This window comes from Mesorhizobium sp. LNHC209A00, assembly GCF_000502915.1.
GTDB lineage: Bacteria > Pseudomonadota > Alphaproteobacteria > Rhizobiales > Rhizobiaceae > Mesorhizobium.
On sequence record NZ_AYWT01000007.1, the window covers coordinates 199,645 to 215,546 of the forward strand.

The following is a 15,902-nucleotide window of genomic DNA, read 5'->3' on the forward strand; positions in this document are numbered from 1 at the left end:
CATGAACGAACTACGCCACCTCGGCGCGTTTCCAGTCGAAGGCCAGTTCTTCGCGGAACGCAAAGCGCTTGATGTGGTCGGCAACGACGCTTTCGAGGCGCTCGATCGAAGCGGGCTCGTTGGCCGATACCGTGATGTGCAGCGCTGCCCCGTCGGCGTCCATGACCGTACGGCCGAGTGAAAGGTCGATGATGCCGTGGTTGGGGTCGAACTCGAAGGGAAACTTGTGCGCCCAATGCTTGCACAGCTGTTGCAGATAGCGGCTTGCATGGGCCGTGGCGACATTGGCATGGCTGGTCGGCATGAAGGGTTCTCCGAAGCTCAATCTGATGACGAGGCGGCGCCACTCTTCAGGGGGCGCCGTAGCTGCATAGATAGGCGCAACCTCACCAAACACCATCGAGTGGCCGCCGGCCACTCGAAAAGGGTGACCGATTACCAGCTTCCGGTATTCGCCATCGATGCCCACGGCTCTGCCTTGGCCTTGGCCGGGCCTTTCTGCAGAAGCTCGATGGAGATGCCGTCCGGCGACTTGATAAAAGCCATGTTGCCGTCGCGTGGCGGCCGGTTGATGGTGACGCCATTGTCCATCAGATGCTGGCAAGTAGCGTAGATATCGTCGACCTCATAGGCGAGGTGACCGAAATTGCGCCCGCCCTTGTAATCTTCCGGATCCCAATTGTAGGTGAGTTCGACCAGCGGCGCCTTCTCGTCGATGCCGCTCTGCTCGTCTTCCGAAGCCGCCAAGAAGATCAGCGTGAAGCGGCCCTGCTCGTTTTCATAGCGGCGAACTTCCTTCAGGCCGAGCTTGTTGCAGTAGAAATCGAGCGAGGCATCGACATCGGCGATGCGGACCATGGTGTGCAGATAGCGCATGTGTTTTCCTCGATCTGTTGAGTTGCGGCGCAACATAGGGTCGGCCCGGTCAAAGGGCAATCGTGAGGCGCAAGCGGTGCCGGCAAAGAACAAATCCGGTATTCCCGCAATGAACCGTGAAAAAAGGCACGTCAGCTCTTGCACACACCGGAAGCCGCGGTGTTAATCTGGTATCAAGAATCAGTTGCGGTGTTCTTGAATAAAGGGGGCATTCTTATGGGGGAAAAGGCCTCTTTGACGGGGCGGGCCAATACCCTTGGCGACGCTTTGACGCGCGACGAAGGCAGCGATGCCGACCTGGCCGAGATTGCCGGCGCCATCAAGTGGTTCGATGTGGCCAAGGGCTATGGCTTCATCCTCCCCGATGACGGTGTTTCAGGCGATATCCTCCTCCATGTGACTTGCCTTCGACGGGACGGCTTCCAGACTGCCCTTGAAGGCGCGCGCGTGGTCTGCCTGGTCAAGCAAGGTGAGCGCGGGCTGCAGGCTTTCCGTGTGCTTTCCATGGATCTCACCACCGCCGTCCATCCCGCTGAAATGCAGGAACAGCGCACCCACGTCTCCGTGACGCCGGAGAGCGGGCTCGAACGGGCTTTGGTCAAATGGTTTAACCGCACGAAGGGGTTTGGCTTCCTGACGCGCGGCGAGGGCACCGAGGACATTTTTGTCCACATGGAGACCTTGCGCCGCTACGGCATCACCGAGCTTCGGCCGGGGCAAGTCGTGCTTGTCCGTTTCGGCCGCGGTGACAAAGGCCTTATGGCCGCCGAAATTCACCCCGATATGGGCACCTTGCCGGTCTCGCACTAGGGCGATCCGGCCGAGGATTTCATATGACACACAGGAACGGGCTGACGGCGGGCGTGATGTGCGCCGTGGCTGCCGTCATGGTCGCCGCTGCCGCGTTTTTCTATTTCCAGGTACCCAGCGCGGCCGATGGCCGGGCGATGATCCTTCCCGTCGATCCCGCGCCGCTGGTTGTGGCGACGAAAAACGGAGATCGCTCGTTTTCCATTGAAGTCGCCGACACCGACGCGGAGCGGGAGGCCGGACTGATGTATCGCCAGGATATGGCGGACGACCATGGCATGCTGTTCGTCTTTCCGATCCAGCAACAGGTCGGCTTCTGGATGAAGAACACGCCGCTGCCGCTTGACCTGATCTTTATTGGTCAGGACGGCAAGATTCGTGCGGTGAAGCAGGGCGTACCGCAGTCCGAGGCCGTCATTTCACCCGGCGTGCCCGTGCGTTTCGTACTTGAACTCAAGGCCGGCATGGCCGCCAGGAACGGCATCGAATATGGCAATCTGTTGAGCCATCCGGCCATCGGCACGGTCGTCGGTCCGAGCGCGCCGCCGGCGGACAACGGTGATGCGCCAAATGGCGGCGGCTGAGTGCCAATGGTGGTGTAGCCGATGCAGTTTTTCTCTCATGACGGGTTCGATCTAGCCTTCCTCGACCGCCAGCCGGCATCGGGCGAGGGCGATCCGGTGCTCATGATCCACGGCTTTGCGTCGAGTCATTATGTCAACTGGGTGTCGCCCGGCTGGTTCAAGACGCTCAACGATGCCGGCTACCGCGCCATCGCCTTCGACAATCGCGGCCATGGCTCGTCATCCAAGAGCTATGAGGAGGCCGATTATACACCGGCGAAAATGGCTTCGGACGCGGCAGCCCTGCTCGGTCATCTCGGCATCGAGCGCGCCCATGTCATGGGTTATTCGATGGGCGCGCGCATCGCGGCGTTCCTGGCGCTTTCCGACCCGGACAAGGTGGCGACGCTGGTCTTTGGTGGCCTCGGCATCGGCATGATCGATGGGGTAGGCGATTGGGATCCAATCGCTGCCGCCCTTCTGGCCGAGGATCCGGCCGCGACCACCCATCCGCGCGGTCGCTCTTTTCGTGCCTTCGCCGACCAGACCCGCAGTGACCGCCGGGCGCTTGCCGCCTGCATCGTCACCTCACGGGAACTGCTTGACGAGCAGGATATTGCCCGCATCGCCCAGCCGACGCTGATCGCCGTCGGTACCACCGACGACATCGGCGGATCGCCGGACGAGCTTGCGGCGCTGATGCCGAACGCCAAGGCCTTCCACATCGAGGGCAGGGACCATATGCTGGCCGTCGGGGACAAGACCTTCAAGCAGCGCGTGCTGGAGTTCTACGCCGAAAATCCGCTCTGAGGCTCCGGCGTTCGGGGACGAAGCGTCTCGGGTGGCGAAATCGATACATCAGGTCAAGGCCTGCAGCGATCGCGCCATGTTCAGCCTTGCCTGCGGCTCGAAGCGCTGCCGGAACTCCTGCGTGTGAAAAATATGCGGGCGGGCAAGGAAGCTTTTCAGCACCGCGCCGCGGCCGGCACGCCACATCGGCTCTTCCACCCAGCCATATTCGCGGCGAACCGCGCGTTCATAAGCGTCGAATGCATCCGGTGCGGCACCCAGGATCGAAAGATCCATGTCGAGGAACAAGCTGGCGTCGCGCGTCGCCGCAACGTCGTCGAACAGCGGCAACTGGTGCGTGGCGGTGGCGAGGATCATTGCGCTGACGCGGCTCAGGCGACCGGCATCGATGCGGCCGGCGAGCTTTTGCTCGGCAAGGGCGGCACTTTGCGCTTCATTGTCCTTGGCCCTGCTGTCGTAAACGGCGTCGTGGAACCAGATCGCCGCTTCGACGGCTTCGCGGTCGTCTAGAAGGGTTCGATAATCGCGGGCCAGTGCCAGCATCGCCTCGATATGGGCGAGGTTGTGATAGTGGCGATCGCCGCCCTTGTAGAGGACCGAAAGCTCGGTTTTCAGGTCATCGTCGATCAAGGGTTCGTTTTCCATGGCTGCTTGAATTCCCGCGAACCAAATCCATTTGACACAGCACTAAGGAAAATTGAGTTCAATCATGCTATGAACTGGCTTATATGTGCGGCCAGATGGCAGGCAGACTAGCAGGACGCAGGACGAGACGTCGATGAACAGCATCAGCATTTCCCGCCAAAGCGCGTTGCAGCCGGTCGATCCGATCTGGCGTTCGATCCGCGACGAAGCGATGGAAGCGGTCAACCGCGACCCCTTGTTGGCTGCGTTCCTCTATTCCACGATCCTCAACCAGGAGAGTCTGGAAGAGGCTGTCATCCATAGGATCGCGGAGCGGCTTGCCCATCAGGATATCGGCTCCGATCTCATTCGCCAGACCTTCAAGTCGATGCTCGCCGACGACAAGGACTGGCCGACCACGGTGCGCGTCGACATCCAGGCCTATTATGACCGCGACCCGGCTTGCGACCGGTTCATCATGCCGGTGCTCTATTTCAAGGGCTTTCATGCCATCCAGACCCACCGGCTGGCGCATTGGCTGTGGAACCACGGCCGCAAGGATTTCGCGCTCTACCTGCAGAGCCGTTCGTCCGCGGTCTTCCAGACCGACATCAATCCGGCCGCGCGCATTGGCAAGGGCATCTTCATCGATCACGCCACCGGCCTCGTCGTCGGCGAGACGGCGGTTATCGAGGACGACGTGTCGATCCTGCATGGCGTGACGCTGGGCGGCACCGGCAAGGCCGGCGGCGACCGCCATCCCAAGATCCGCCACGGCGTGCTGATTGGCGCCGGCGCCAAGATTCTCGGTAACATCGAGATCGGCCATTGCTCCAAGATTGCCGCCGGATCGGTAGTGCTGTCGCCTGTGCCGCATAACAAGACGGTAGCCGGCGTGCCGGCCCGCGTGGTTGGCGAGACCGGCTGCGACCAGCCATCGCGCCAGATGGACCAGCTTCTGCCGTCGCAGAAGATGGACCATGTCATCAGTTTCGATATCTGATTTGCCGGCACTTGCCCCGTAGGACTGCCCGGCAGCGCTGCCGCTTCCGGTGCAATAAGGCCGGCTTGCCTTTACATCGCCATTGTCGACGTGCCAGAAGCGCCGTTCAAACGAGCAAGCCGATGATCGGAGAAGACTGTTGAAGCCGGACGAAATCAGAAAGCTGGACGCCTATTTCAAGCGCGTCTTCCAGAACCCCAAGCTTGAGGTCAAGGCACGGCCGCGTAAGGAAGATTCGGCCGAGGTCTATGTCGGTGACGAATTCCTCGGCATCGTCTTCAAGGACGAGGACGACGGCGACTACAATTTCTCGATGGCGATCCTGGACATCGACCTGGCCTGAGCCCGCAATTCCACGGCAGGCCGCATCGAGCGCGGCCGGCCTCTTCAGCCTGTCAATGACCGGTTTTGAGGATCCGCCCCGCCTTGGCCATGATTGCCGCGTCGAGCGTCTGCCAGTCGCCAAGGAATTCCCTTGGGAAGCGATAGGTAAGGCTGAGATCATCCCCGACATGGATGTCCCGCTCGCAGGGCGCCAGCGATTCGCCGGCGCTCGGCCCGCTGAGGCAGCGGGCCACGAAAGGGTCGTTGCCCGCGCGCTTGCCGACGACCAGCACTTCATTCAGGTACCCTGATTTCTCATTGAACCCGTAGACCGTCGTGCCGCCGGGGCCTGGAATGCCGGGCTGGACGATGAGCGCGCTGTAGATCGGCCCGAACCGGCCGCTCATGTCACGCGACATCATCTGCTGCTCGAAGGACAGGAAAATGATGTTCCTGTCGGTTCCGGCGTGGTTGAAATCATCACGCGACGCCTCGCTGTAGCCGTCCATCTGGGGATAGCGCATATAAAGGTCGAGGCGCGTGGCGACGCTGTCGCGCCGGGCCTGCTCGAACCGGATGAAATTGGCCGGCACGGTGATGACGTTGTTGCCGATCGCCACTTCGCGCACGGTCGCGTCGTCGGTGTAGCCGGCCATGGCAATGGAACGGCCGAACCATTTACCGCCGAGGCTGATGGCTATCGACAACACGGCCAGAGCCGCGAAGGCGTAGAACACCCGCTTCATCAGCATGGAATCGACCACGGTCAGTTTCGGGCCGTCGGCGATCGCTGCCTGCTTCATCTCGGTCCTCGTTCCGCCGCCAATCGGCCATCGCCGCGGTCGAAGTGTCCCTTGACGGCACACTTCGCACGGCACGGCCCTTGCAGACTTCCTGAAACGACTGTGCGATTTCATGGTAAATGGAGGGTTAACGTGGCCCAGATGGAACTCTTGCTGTTCGCTTTTGTCGTCGGACTGACGGTTTGCGGTCTGGCGGGCTCGACAATGGAGCTGGTATCGGGTCGCAAGGTCGCCTTCACCGAACCCTATGTGTCGCCCGCCCATGTGTTGCGCTCGCTGGCTGTCACCGCGGGCGCCGGGCCGTTCATGCTGGTCAACGATGCGCTTGACGCCAGGCGGGCGAACCGCATCTCGGTAGTGGCGCTCCTGTCATGCGGCTGCACCGCTATTGCCTGGTCGCTGGCGCTGGGCATCGTCGTGCTTGCCATTGCTTCCTGGGCCACCGGTCTCCTAGGGTTTCCGGCCTGAGGCGAATCGGAGACCGAAAATGCCGCTTTATGCGATCGATGGAACGGAGCCGAGCTTCGCCGACGCGGACTCGAACTGGATCGCGCCCGATGCGACGCTGATCGGCGACATCAGGATCGGCCGCAATGCCGGCTTCTGGTTCGGCGTCGTCATCAGGGGGGACAACGAGCCCATCGTCATCGGCGCCGAAACCAATGTGCAGGAGCATACCGTCATGCACACCGATCCCGGCTTTCCGCTGACCGTCGGAGAGGGCTGTACGATCGGCCATCGCGCGATGCTGCATGGCTGCACGATTGGTGACAACAGCCTGATCGGCATGGGCGCCATCGTGCTCAACGGCGCCAGGATCGGCAAGAATTCACTTGTCGGTGCCGGCGCTCTGGTCACCGAAGGCAAGGAATTTCCGGACAATTCGCTGATCGTCGGTTCGCCGGCCAAGGCGATCAGGGTGCTGAACGACGTGGCGGTCGAGCGGCTGCGGGCCTCGGCCGCGCACTATGTCGCCAATGGCAAGCGGTTCAAGGCGGGGCTGAAGAAGGTTTGAGGCCAGCTTGATCAATCCGTGTTGTAAGCGGGTCAGGGTTCACTAGTGCCGGTGGCCGCACGACAGCGTGTTCTAACGTCGACAATTTTCGTAATCTACACGGATGCCATTTGCCGGCCCTTATCCGCTTTTGGACGTACAGCCGGTACTTCTCCGGCGATAGCACCTTGCCCTTTTTATGCCGATTTTGATTGCAGAATTTGCAAGCTGCTACAATATTTTCCCATTCGGTCCGGCCGCGCCTTCCCCTACGGGCTTCAGATGTTCCGCAGTGCATTGGAAGCGGAGGGCCAATCTCTTTCCGATACCATGACGCTTCGAAAATGCATTCGGATCGTGTTCCCACACCGGGAAGTCGCAGTAGAAGCATAGCCAATCTTTCTCCTTGGCGCGCAAGTTCCTAATTTCTACCAGCTTGTTGTGTTTAAACATTTCACACATCCCATTGCTTCATCAACATGAAGCGGATGTGCAGCAACCGTAATCGATTGCCCCTTATTCGGGAGGGTAACCCTCGCACGAGACAACACTCTTATGAGCGCCACTCCGCAGTATTTAGTGGTAGATGCCAAGCGTAAGAATGGCATCCATTAGGTCACCCACAACGGCTCCCAGGCGAACTTTAGATCGGCTCCACCGATCTACCATATTCTAGAATTTCGCGATGATCAAGTCGATCTGGATACACTGGCGAATGGCGCTGTTTCCGGAGCAAGTCTAATATCTACGCAAAGTACCATGTGAGAGCGTCGCAAATTTGGTATTGCAGACCGCTCGACCCTTTACCGCTATAGTTGAAACTGCGGTCTCAACAAAGAACTGCATCGCGAAGGTAGCTTTCTTGCATGCCAACCGAGTTTAGCGAGCTAGTCCAGAAACTCATCCCGCCATTCGGCTTTCTGTTGGCTGGCGTCCTCGTTGGCGTGGCGTTGGAGCGTTTCCTATCAAGGAAGCGGAGGCTGGCATGGAGAAAAAGAAACCGCTTGCGCTGGGTGAGAGAGCGCGGTCGGGGCGACATCCTTAGCGGCCTGTGGACCGCCCGTAAGTCTGTTCCCGTCCCACCGAAGCCAACCGATCCCGCAGACCAGTTGCGGATTGTTATGGGGGCGCACTTCACGATTCAGCCACTCCTGAACCGGAGCGAGGCTCGCGTATTCAAGGAACTTGACCGCATGGTGATCGCTTGCAATCCGGAATGGCAGGTAATGGCCCAAGTGTCATTGGGCGAAATTCTGCGTAGCACGGATGCGGACGCCTATAGTTGTATCAACTCGAAGCGGGTGGACCTCCTTCTTGTAGACGAGAACTGTCGGCCTCGACATGCACTCGAATACCAGGGCCACGCACACTATCAGGGTTCAGCAGCTGCTCGCGATGCGGTGAAGAAGGAAGCCTTGCGTCAAGCAGGCATCAGCTATCATGAGATCGTCGGCGGTCATACGACGCCCTCCGAACTTAGGCAGCTGGTCCAGAAACTTGTAGAGAGGTCCGGGTAGGCCCAGTAGTCCATGGCTTTAACCCCAAAAATGGTGGAGCCGGCCCGGGGACGGGGCCGGCTCCTTTGACCCGGTCGTTGGGGACGGGGAGGGTGGGACTCGACCGGGTTTCTCGGTAAGCGCGTCGTGCAACGCGCCTGACCTCATTGGCGTCCTCAGCGGACGCTGGCGACCGCGTCGGAACGGCCGTCGTTGATCGTCATCCAAACGCCGGAATTCTCCGTCGATTGACGCTTGAGATAGGTATAGTCGGTGTCCGTCCAGGACAGCACCTTGGTTTCAAGATTGTCGAGGATGAACTCGCCGAGGCTGGTGCGCACGGTCAGTATCGCGTGGCCGTCACCATTCGGCTGCCGCGCAACCGTCATCAAGAGGTCGCCGGCCGGCACGCCCGCATCCATCAACTCGCGGCGCTTTTCCAGCGCGTAGTCCTCGCAATCGCCATAGCCATTGTCCGGGTAGGCCCAGTATTCCTCGGCACCGTAGTTTTCCATGTCGGTGCGCGGCTTGATGCGGGTGTTGACCGAATTGTTGATGCTGACGATCGTCGCCCAGAGCTTGCGGCTCAGGTCGACCGGCGTCCCCTTGGGGGTCTTCTCGTTGCATTCGCCGGGGATGCGTTGGCAGAATTCATAGTGGCCAACAGGCTGCGTCGTGCGTCCGCCGGTATGCATATAGGCCGGTCCCGCGGCATATGCTGATCCCCAGGCGGAAAGCTGCATCGCCATTGCTATCAGCAACAGCTTGCCCCTCGTTTTTTTCATTGTTCAGTCTCCCCGTTCGAAGGAGACAGTGCCACATGTGGATTTATTCGACGCAAAGGCCCGAAGTAGATTTTAAGTAAAACGCCAATAGAATAAACATAAAATTTGAATCATTTTAGTATTGAATTGGTTGGATTGCTGCACCCGGTTTTCGGCAAATTCGGCCTCGCGCGGACCATTTCCGACTATGGCGACCTGCTATCCAGACATATCGACCGCCGCCCCCGAAATCAAAAAAGCCGGCCGCGAGGGCCGGCTTGACTTGCATGCTTTGCTGTCTAATCAGGAGCGCGGCGTGTTGAATTCGGAATCGAGCGTTTCGGGGCGCTGGATGACGGCGAATTCGATGGCGACGCCATCTTCGAAATGCCGCACGATCTGTCCGCGCATCGTGCCGAGCATGACCTGGACGCCGATCGCCGGTTTCACGTCGATCTCGATCGCTGCGCCCGACAGCGACAGATCGATGATCCGGCACTGATACTGACGACCGTCGGTGAGCTGCAGCACGCTGGTCGGGTTGCGGGGCGAGACACGCTCGTGGCGGCGGTCTTCCGGGAGGTCGAGTTCGTGCTTGTTGGCAAGCCACGTCAACTGCGCGGCGAGCTTGTCCTTCTTGCGGTCGGACGCAATCACCGTCATTGCGAAGCCATCCGGCAGCGTGCGTGTCAGCACACCCTCGATGCGGCCGATATGGTCGATATAGGCGATGACTTTCTCGCCGGGCATGCCGATGCGGTCGGTGCGGAGCGCCACGTTGCCGGGCGACATGTCCACGACCTGGCATGGGTGCTCGGTGCGGTCCTCCAGCATGAATCGTCCGTAGATCTTGACCCGGACGCGCTGAAAGTTACGCCTTTCAGCTTGGGACGGCGCGTAGTCGACCGCCGCTGACCTCATGACTGCCTACACCCTGTTTGGCATTCCCGCGCGTGGATGCGAGGAACTTCAGCAGAGAACTACAACAAATCGGGTTAACAAAGGGGAAAAACGGGCCTGCAAGACCATGCGATCGTCAACTATTCCTCCCGCCCGCCGTCGAAGACGACGAGATGGCGGATGCGGCGGGCGCGGCCGAGCGCAGAGATCGTTTCGGGCGCCTCGATCTCGTCGGGAACGAGCGAGGGAACGTTGATCGCGGGACGGCCGCTCAGCAATTCCTTCTCCGGGTCGATAACGCGGATGGAATCGATCAAGGCATCGGTGATCGGATCCGCGCCCAGCCAGAACGGCTTCTCCACGGCGCTGATCACGCCGAGGCAGCGTGGATTTTCGATGCCGCCGTCGAGCGGCAAGGCGAGCAATTCGAACTTGTTGGAGCGGCCGTTGCGGCTGAAGCCCTCGAAAGTGATCAGCACGACCGATTTCTGCTCGAAAACCCCGTGAATGAGCCGCGAAACCAGCCTCTGATCCTTCTCCCGCCACAGCGAGGGGAAGGAGAACCCCTTGAGTTCGCGGCCGTAGGAGGCGCAGAGCCTGGTGCCGGCTAGACGAAATACAGGCTGCCCACGCGTGTCCTTTTCGAGGATGAACGTATCGGCCAGCAGCGTCTTGATATCGGCCGGCTCGACTTCCGATCGCTTCGGAGCCGGGCGTCCGTCACGCAGGCGGTTCCAATAGTGGAACAGCGTGATCGATCCGTTTTGGTTCATCCTACTAAGCTCCGCGCATTCTGTCGTCTGATGTCCCATCGGTGAACAGAAGGGCGCCCTCCGATGACCTACATGCGTTGGGGAGCAGGAAGCGTGCCAGCGTCGTTAACACTTGTTCACGGGTCGGGGCCGTTAAGGTTAACAACTGGTTTACGTTGCGCCGTGGGCCGCCGCGTGGCACACCAAAACCACTCCAGAAGCGGTCGTTTCGCGACGATCGGCAGCACTTCAGTCAAGAGTTTTAGGGGAGCAGGGGCTCGACCGGCCGTTCAGGGGAAACCTTGGACGGCTTCTTTTTCGATTCGCCCCTTTGATTCGGAGCGGGACGATTCGCCGTTTGCGGTTCCATCGGCGGTGATCTAGATGCTCGCCAGACCGAACCAGCCCAGTCGACCAGCCCAGTCGAACCAGCATCGAGTGCGATTGCAGATGAGCGAACCGCAAAATCCGTCCGAGTCCGAACCGGCCGAGACCATGCCGCCACCAGTGCGTGAGCCGGTGTTCAATCTGCCGCCGATCGTGCTGGCGGTGATCGGCATCTGTGCGGTCGTCTACCTGCTGCAGCAATATGCGCTGAACGACGCCCAGCAGATGACGCTACTCTATGACGGAGCTTTCATTCCGGTCCTCTATACCGGCAGGTACGGGTTCGACTGGTTTCTTTTCACGCGGCCTTTCACCTATGCCTTCATGCATGGCGGCTTTGCCCATATCGCCATCAACATGGTCTGGCTTGCCGCCTTCGGCTCGCCGCTGGCCAATCGTCTCGGCGCGCTTCGGTTCGCGTTGTTCTTTGCCGCCACCGGATTGGCGTCGGTGGCGCTCTTCTGGGCGATGCATCCGTACGGAGAAGCGCCGCTGGTCGGCGCATCGGGCGCCATATCGGGCATGATGGGGGCTGCGGCGCGCTTTGGTTTCCGCACCAACCGCTCGGCCGGCAAGGCTGCTTTCGCCGGCCCGGTGCTGCCGGTCAAGGTCGTGCTGCGCTCGCGCGGCGTCGTCATCTTCCTGGCCATGTGGATGATCATCAATCTGGCCACCGGCCTTCTCGGCTTCGCGCCGGGCGTGGACGGCCAAGTCGCCTGGGAGGCCCATATTGGCGGCTTTGTCGCGGGCTTCTTCGGCCTGCGCTGGTTCGACAGGGTATGGCAAGCGCCCGAATGGGAGACCTCCGACCGGGCTTGAAATGCAACCGATCACGGCGCACCATGTTCACTCTTATGTGAAGCCGGTCAGGGCAGGAACCGGTTGGCAAAGTAGAGGAGGACGCCATGACGGTTAAGGCCATTCTCGAGCAAAAAGGCCATGACGTGTTGACGCTCGGGCCGAACGAAAAACTGAGCGAAGCCATCCGCATCCTTGCCGAGCACAGGATCGGCGCGTTGGTCATCACCAATGGCGATCGCAAGATCGTCGGCATCCTTTCGGAGCGCGACATCGTGCGCGTGGTTGCCAGGGAGGGCGGTGCCGCGCTCGATATAGCAGTGCGTTCGGCGATGACGCCCAAGGTGAAGATCTGCAACGAGAACCACACCGTCAACGAGGTGATGGAGATCATGACCAGGGGCCGTTTCCGCCATCTCCCGGTGGAAAAGGACGGTCTGCTCGATGGGATCGTATCCATCGGCGACGTGGTCAAGCGCCGCATCGAGGACGTCGAGCGCGAGGCCGAGGAAATCCGGGCCTACATCGCCACCGCCTGAGCGGTGAAGGGAACCGCCGGCCGGAGACCGACCGGCAACGCCAGGACAACCTCTTGTCGAGTTCGGAGCGGACGAATTCGAGTCCGCGCCGGTGATGTGGTGGGGCCCATTTGACGGAGGCAATCCGTCTCTTGTCGTTCTTTTCGATTTCAATGCGTCCGACCTGCGGGAGCAGGTGCAGGATGCGCTGTTCCCAACAGCGCGCGTCCGGGACTGAGCGGAAGTGGACATCCACTCTCCATTGGGATTGGCGTCCTGTAGGCGAAAATGGCTGGGAAGATCAGACTGAGGCTTTGCGCTTGTCTCGCAAGACAGTTTGCACTAGCGAAGTTCCAAACCAAAATATGCGTTACATGCATATTCCGAAGTTCAAATTTGTAGGCCGTCATGTCCCTTATCGACACTCGTACCCCTGACGCAAAACGTCTGATCTCCGGCGCCACCGGCGACTGGGAGATCATCATCGGCCTCGAGGTGCACGCACAGGTCATCTCGGAAGCAAAGCTGTTCTCCGGCGCTTCGACCGCTTTCGGTGCCGCGCCCAATGCCAATGTCAGCCTTGTCGATGCGGCAATGCCAGGCATGCTCCCCGTCATCAACGAGGAATGCGTCAAGCAGGCGATCCGCACCGGCCTGGGGCTTAAGGCACAGATCAACCACAAGTCGGTCTTCGACCGGAAAAATTACTTCTATCCGGACCTGCCGCAGGGCTACCAGATCTCGCAGTTCAAACAGCCGATCGTCGGCGAGGGCACGGTGATCGTCTCGGTCGGCCCCGACCGCCAGGGCGAGTTCGAGGACATCGAGGTTGGCATCGAGCGCCTGCATCTGGAGCAGGATGCCGGCAAGTCGATCCACGACCAGCACCCGACCATGTCCTATGTCGACCTCAATCGCTCCGGCGTGGCGCTGATGGAGATCGTGTCGAAACCCGACATGCGCTCCGGTGATGAGGCCAAGGCCTATGTGACCAAGCTGCGGACCATCATGCGCTATCTCGGCACCTGCGACGGCAACATGGACGAAGGCTCGTTGCGCGCCGACGTCAATGTCTCGGTACGCCGGCCAGGTGGCGAATTCGGCACCCGGTGCGAAATCAAGAACATGAACTCGATCCGCTTCATCGGCCAGGCCATCGACTACGAGGCGCGCCGGCAGATCGCCATCATCGAGGATGGCGGCAAGATCGACCAGGAAACGCGGCTGTTCGACGCCGTCAAGGGCGAGACGCGCTCGATGCGCTCCAAGGAAGAGGCGCACGACTATCGCTACTTCCCTGATCCCGATCTTCTGCCGCTGGAATTCGACCAAGCCTACGTCGATACGCTGGCCAAGGAATTNTCTTCCGATCTTGAGACGCGTTCGATGCGCTCGAAGGAAGAGGCGCACGATTACCGCTATTTCCCCGATCCGGATCTTCTGCCGCTGGAATTCGACCAGGCGTATGTCGATGCGCTGGCGAGGGAGTTGCCGGAACTGCCGGACGACAAGAAGGCGCGGCTGATCTCGTCGCTCGGCCTTTCGACCTATGACGCCTCGATCCTGGTTTCGGAAAAGCCGATCGCCGATTATTTCGAGAAGGTGGCGGCCGGTCGCGACGGCAAGCTCGCCGCCAACTGGGTCATCAACGATCTGCTGGGCGCTCTCAACAAGGCCGGCAAGGACATTGAATCCGCTCCGGTTTCGCCCGACGAGCTCGGCGCCGTCATCGACCTGATCAAGGAAGGCACCATCTCCGGCAAGATCGCCAAGGACCTGTTCGATATCGTCTGGAACGAGGGTGGGGATCCGCGCCAGCTGGTCGAAAGCCGTGGCATGAAGCAGGTCACCGACACCGGAGCCATCGAGAAGGCGGTCGACGAGGTGATCGCGGCCAATCCCGACAAGGTCGGGCAGGCTCGCGCCAAGCCCACCATGGCCGGCTGGTTCGTCGGCCAGGTGATGAAGGCGACTGGCGGCAGGGCCAATCCGCAGGCCGTCAACGACCTCGTCAAGGCCAAGCTGGGCATCGAGTAAAAGCATGTTCGTTCGCACCGCCGGGGATCGCGACCTCGCAGCCGTCCGGGCGTTGCTGGTCGAGACCTGGCATGCGACGTATGACGACATTTATGGCGCTGAGCGGGTCACCGAAATCACCAATGAATGGCACTCCATCGCCTCATTGATGGCCAGGCTGGTAAAGCCGAGCAGCGAGTTCCTCGTTGCCGATGACGGCGAGCGCATTGGGGGCATGGCGTTTGCCGAAGCCGTCGATGGCGGCGGCGTGGTTATGCTCAGGCAGCTCTATGTGCTTCCCTCGCTGCAGGGCCGCGGTATCGGCGGCATGCTTCTCGACGAGATCATCGAGAGTTTTCCGGAAGCTCACCGCATTCGGCTCGAAGTGGAAGAGAAGAACGCCCGCGCCGTTGCCTTTTATCAGGCCAACGGCTTCGTCCAGGCCGGCCGCACCGAGAATTGCGGCTCCGCCGGCTCTGCCATCCCGGCGCTGATCTATGAACGGGTACTTGCAGCCTGAGCACGGTGGCGGCGTGATCACCTTCGCGCGAGCGCGCGTCGCGAGGTCTGTTTTCGTTTGACGGCCCTGGTGTCCGGCACCAAGCTACCTAGGCCGAACCGCGCGAAGCCCGAGTAAACCGACACACGCGGGATGGCTTTGGGGGAAACCATGCCAAGTCTGCCGGAACTGATGCCGACCGAGGTGTCGGATGAAACCTTTGGTGGCGTCACCTATCACATAGCGGGCGAACTGGTGCCCGTGCTTTCCGTCGACGTGACGCGGATGCCTGTCTATTTTGAGCACCACATCCTGCTGTGGAAGAATTCCACAATCACCATCGGTCTGAAATCGCTGAAGGGCGCGCTGAAGCGCATGATGGCCGGCATGCAGATCTTCGTCACCGAGGCGTCGGGGGCGGGCATCATCGCCTTCAGCCGTGATGGGCCGGGTCACATCGTGCCGATTCACCTGCGACGAGGCGAGGAGATTCAGGTCCGCGAGCACCAGTTTCTGGCCGCCACCGGCAATATCGACTACACGTTCGAACGCGTACGCGGCCTGGCGACGATGCTGTTCGGCCAGAGCGGCTTCTTCATCGACCGGTTTCGCGGCGATACCGGTGACGGCATCGTCTGGCTGCACGGCTATGGCAACGTTTTTGAAAAGACGCTCGCTCCGGGCGAGATCATAGACATCGAGCCCGGCGGCTGGCTGTTCAAGGATGCCTCGGTCAGGATGGAGACCAAGATCGATCGGCTGTCGAGCGGCTTCTTCGGTGCCAACTTGAATTTCATCGTCAACCGCTTCACCGGGCCGGGCAGGGTCGGCATCCAGTCGATGTACCTGCATATGCCGACCGAGGAATAGGCTGGGGGTCAGGGGCCAGACGGATGAAATCTGGGCAAGCGCGAACGCGGCGGTGACTTATCAGCGGTTCGGTTTGCCCGTGCCTTGGTGTCGGC

Annotated in this window: 20 protein-coding genes; 13 read left to right on the plus strand and 7 right to left on the minus strand. The window is 60.6% G+C overall.

Annotation, left to right across the window (positions count from 1 at the left end; translation table 11 throughout):
• Positions 1–10: 10 nt before the first annotated feature.
• Together X739_RS146890 and gloA are read right to left on the minus strand one after the other, a co-directional pair.
• A complete protein-coding gene (locus X739_RS146890; protein WP_023795126.1) occupies positions 11–304 on the minus strand; it encodes a DUF2218 domain-containing protein in 294 nt (97 codons plus the stop codon).
• Between the two features lie 131 nt (positions 305–435).
• Positions 436–876 (minus strand): lactoylglutathione lyase, encoded by a 441-nt coding sequence (gene gloA / locus X739_RS146885; RefSeq protein WP_023773107.1) that lies wholly within the window; start codon positions 874–876, stop codon positions 436–438.
• A gap of 216 nt (positions 877–1,092) precedes the next feature.
• Here gloA and X739_RS0134715 point away from each other — a divergent pair, with 216 nt between their 5' ends.
• Genes X739_RS0134715 through X739_RS146875 form a run of 3 tightly spaced genes read left to right on the plus strand, consistent with a single transcriptional unit; the run spans position 1,093 to position 3,059 of the window.
• Positions 1,093–1,686, plus strand: coding sequence for a cold-shock protein (locus tag X739_RS0134715; RefSeq protein WP_032922500.1), 594 nt, complete (start codon positions 1,093–1,095; stop codon positions 1,684–1,686).
• Positions 1,687–1,709: 23 nt separating this feature from the next.
• On the plus strand, positions 1,710–2,270 hold the full coding sequence (locus tag X739_RS146880) for a DUF192 domain-containing protein (protein ID WP_023773106.1): 561 nt from the start codon (positions 1,710–1,712) through the stop codon (positions 2,268–2,270).
• A 21-nt stretch (positions 2,271–2,291) separates the two neighbouring features.
• Positions 2,292–3,059 carry an alpha/beta hydrolase gene (locus X739_RS146875; RefSeq protein WP_023773105.1) on the plus strand — a complete coding sequence of 256 codons (768 nt, stop codon included), beginning with the start codon at positions 2,292–2,294 and terminating at the stop codon, positions 3,057–3,059.
• Positions 3,060–3,107: 48 nt separating this feature from the next.
• Here X739_RS146875 and X739_RS146870 read toward each other — a convergent pair whose 3' ends face one another.
• The gene (locus X739_RS146870) at positions 3,108–3,704 is read right to left on the minus strand and encodes a hypothetical protein (protein ID WP_023773104.1); all 597 of its coding nucleotides are present in this window, start codon (positions 3,702–3,704) and stop codon (positions 3,108–3,110) included.
• A gap of 133 nt (positions 3,705–3,837) precedes the next feature.
• Between X739_RS146870 and cysE the strand changes: the two genes are divergently transcribed.
• Positions 3,838–4,686, plus strand: coding sequence for a serine O-acetyltransferase (gene cysE / locus X739_RS146865; RefSeq protein WP_015318060.1), 849 nt, complete (start codon positions 3,838–3,840; stop codon positions 4,684–4,686).
• A gap of 139 nt (positions 4,687–4,825) precedes the next feature.
• Positions 4,826–5,029: a DUF3126 family protein gene (locus tag X739_RS146860; protein ID WP_006200852.1), complete on the plus strand. Its 204-nt coding sequence runs from the start codon at positions 4,826–4,828 to the stop codon at positions 5,027–5,029.
• A 52-nt stretch (positions 5,030–5,081) separates the two neighbouring features.
• On the opposite strand, the gene X739_RS146855 is transcribed toward X739_RS146860, so the two are convergent.
• Complete coding sequence (locus X739_RS146855) at positions 5,082–5,813, minus strand: hypothetical protein (RefSeq protein WP_023795127.1); 732 nt, start codon at positions 5,811–5,813, stop codon at positions 5,082–5,084.
• Positions 5,814–5,945: 132 nt separating this feature from the next.
• Between X739_RS146855 and X739_RS146850 the strand changes: the two genes are divergently transcribed.
• The 3 genes from X739_RS146850 to X739_RS146840 all read left to right on the plus strand — a co-directional run bounded on the left by X739_RS146850 (position 5,946) and on the right by X739_RS146840 (position 8,324).
• On the plus strand, positions 5,946–6,281 hold the full coding sequence (locus tag X739_RS146850) for a hypothetical protein (RefSeq protein ID WP_023773102.1): 336 nt from the start codon (positions 5,946–5,948) through the stop codon (positions 6,279–6,281).
• 19 nt (positions 6,282–6,300) lie between these two features.
• A complete protein-coding gene (locus X739_RS146845; protein WP_023773101.1) occupies positions 6,301–6,828 on the plus strand; it encodes a gamma carbonic anhydrase family protein in 528 nt (175 codons plus the stop codon).
• Positions 6,829–7,673: 845 nt separating this feature from the next.
• The gene (locus tag X739_RS146840; RefSeq protein WP_023795128.1) at positions 7,674–8,324 is read left to right on the plus strand and encodes a DUF2726 domain-containing protein; all 651 of its coding nucleotides are present in this window, start codon (positions 7,674–7,676) and stop codon (positions 8,322–8,324) included.
• A 155-nt stretch (positions 8,325–8,479) separates the two neighbouring features.
• Here the strand turns inward: X739_RS146840 and X739_RS146835 are convergent, their stop codons facing one another.
• The 3 genes from X739_RS146835 to X739_RS146825 form a co-directional block, all read right to left on the minus strand.
• Positions 8,480–9,088: a transglutaminase-like cysteine peptidase gene (locus tag X739_RS146835; protein WP_023795129.1), complete on the minus strand. Its 609-nt coding sequence runs from the start codon at positions 9,086–9,088 to the stop codon at positions 8,480–8,482.
• A gap of 282 nt (positions 9,089–9,370) precedes the next feature.
• On the minus strand, positions 9,371–9,988 hold the full coding sequence (locus X739_RS146830; protein ID WP_023773099.1) for a PilZ domain-containing protein: 618 nt from the start codon (positions 9,986–9,988) through the stop codon (positions 9,371–9,373).
• A gap of 119 nt (positions 9,989–10,107) precedes the next feature.
• The gene (locus X739_RS146825) at positions 10,108–10,740 is read right to left on the minus strand and encodes a PAS domain-containing protein (protein WP_023783919.1); all 633 of its coding nucleotides are present in this window, start codon (positions 10,738–10,740) and stop codon (positions 10,108–10,110) included.
• Between the two features lie 429 nt (positions 10,741–11,169).
• On the opposite strand from X739_RS146825, the gene X739_RS146820 reads away from it, so the two are divergent.
• The 5 genes from X739_RS146820 (at position 11,170) to X739_RS146805 (ending at position 15,807) form a co-directional block, all read left to right on the plus strand.
• A complete protein-coding gene (locus X739_RS146820) occupies positions 11,170–11,925 on the plus strand; it encodes a rhomboid family intramembrane serine protease (protein ID WP_023795130.1) in 756 nt (251 codons plus the stop codon).
• A gap of 86 nt (positions 11,926–12,011) precedes the next feature.
• A complete protein-coding gene (locus X739_RS146815) occupies positions 12,012–12,443 on the plus strand; it encodes a CBS domain-containing protein (RefSeq protein WP_015318050.1) in 432 nt (143 codons plus the stop codon).
• A 387-nt stretch (positions 12,444–12,830) separates the two neighbouring features.
• Positions 12,831–14,459 (plus strand): Asp-tRNA(Asn)/Glu-tRNA(Gln) amidotransferase subunit GatB, encoded by a 1,629-nt coding sequence (gene gatB / locus X739_RS1000000170625; RefSeq protein WP_023795131.1) that lies wholly within the window; start codon positions 12,831–12,833, stop codon positions 14,457–14,459.
• Positions 14,460–14,463: 4 nt separating this feature from the next.
• Entirely contained in the window at positions 14,464–14,958 is a 495-nt protein-coding gene (locus X739_RS146810) for a GNAT family N-acetyltransferase (RefSeq protein ID WP_023795132.1), read from the plus strand.
• A 150-nt stretch (positions 14,959–15,108) separates the two neighbouring features.
• On the plus strand, positions 15,109–15,807 hold the full coding sequence (locus X739_RS146805; RefSeq protein ID WP_023773094.1) for an AIM24 family protein: 699 nt from the start codon (positions 15,109–15,111) through the stop codon (positions 15,805–15,807).
• The last annotated feature ends 95 nt before the right edge of the window (positions 15,808–15,902 follow it).

What these genes read in the sequence shown, in the direction of transcription:
- X739_RS146890 (WP_023795126.1), bottom strand. Translation starts at nt 304, where the DNA reads ATGCCGACCAGCCATGCCAATGTCGCCACGGCCCATGCAAGCCGCTAT.
- gloA (WP_023773107.1), bottom strand. Translation starts at nt 876, where the DNA reads ATGCGCTATCTGCACACCATGGTCCGCATCGCCGATGTCGATGCCTCG.
- X739_RS0134715 (WP_032922500.1), top strand. Translation starts at nt 1,093, where the DNA reads ATGGGGGAAAAGGCCTCTTTGACGGGGCGGGCCAATACCCTTGGCGAC.
- X739_RS146880 (WP_023773106.1), top strand. Translation starts at nt 1,710, where the DNA reads ATGACACACAGGAACGGGCTGACGGCGGGCGTGATGTGCGCCGTGGCT.
- X739_RS146875 (WP_023773105.1), top strand. Translation starts at nt 2,292, where the DNA reads ATGCAGTTTTTCTCTCATGACGGGTTCGATCTAGCCTTCCTCGACCGC.
- X739_RS146870 (WP_023773104.1), bottom strand. Translation starts at nt 3,704, where the DNA reads ATGGAAAACGAACCCTTGATCGACGATGACCTGAAAACCGAGCTTTCG.
- cysE (WP_015318060.1), top strand. Translation starts at nt 3,838, where the DNA reads ATGAACAGCATCAGCATTTCCCGCCAAAGCGCGTTGCAGCCGGTCGAT.
- X739_RS146855 (WP_023795127.1), bottom strand. Translation starts at nt 5,813, where the DNA reads ATGAAGCAGGCAGCGATCGCCGACGGCCCGAAACTGACCGTGGTCGAT.
- X739_RS146845 (WP_023773101.1), top strand. Translation starts at nt 6,301, where the DNA reads ATGCCGCTTTATGCGATCGATGGAACGGAGCCGAGCTTCGCCGACGCG.
- X739_RS146840 (WP_023795128.1), top strand. Translation starts at nt 7,674, where the DNA reads ATGCCAACCGAGTTTAGCGAGCTAGTCCAGAAACTCATCCCGCCATTC.
- X739_RS146835 (WP_023795129.1), bottom strand. Translation starts at nt 9,088, where the DNA reads ATGAAAAAAACGAGGGGCAAGCTGTTGCTGATAGCAATGGCGATGCAG.
- X739_RS146830 (WP_023773099.1), bottom strand. Translation starts at nt 9,988, where the DNA reads ATGAGGTCAGCGGCGGTCGACTACGCGCCGTCCCAAGCTGAAAGGCGT.
- X739_RS146825 (WP_023783919.1), bottom strand. Translation starts at nt 10,740, where the DNA reads ATGAACCAAAACGGATCGATCACGCTGTTCCACTATTGGAACCGCCTG.
- X739_RS146820 (WP_023795130.1), top strand. Translation starts at nt 11,170, where the DNA reads ATGAGCGAACCGCAAAATCCGTCCGAGTCCGAACCGGCCGAGACCATG.
- X739_RS146815 (WP_015318050.1), top strand. Translation starts at nt 12,012, where the DNA reads ATGACGGTTAAGGCCATTCTCGAGCAAAAAGGCCATGACGTGTTGACG.
- X739_RS146810 (WP_023795132.1), top strand. Translation starts at nt 14,464, where the DNA reads ATGTTCGTTCGCACCGCCGGGGATCGCGACCTCGCAGCCGTCCGGGCG.
- X739_RS146805 (WP_023773094.1), top strand. Translation starts at nt 15,109, where the DNA reads ATGCCAAGTCTGCCGGAACTGATGCCGACCGAGGTGTCGGATGAAACC.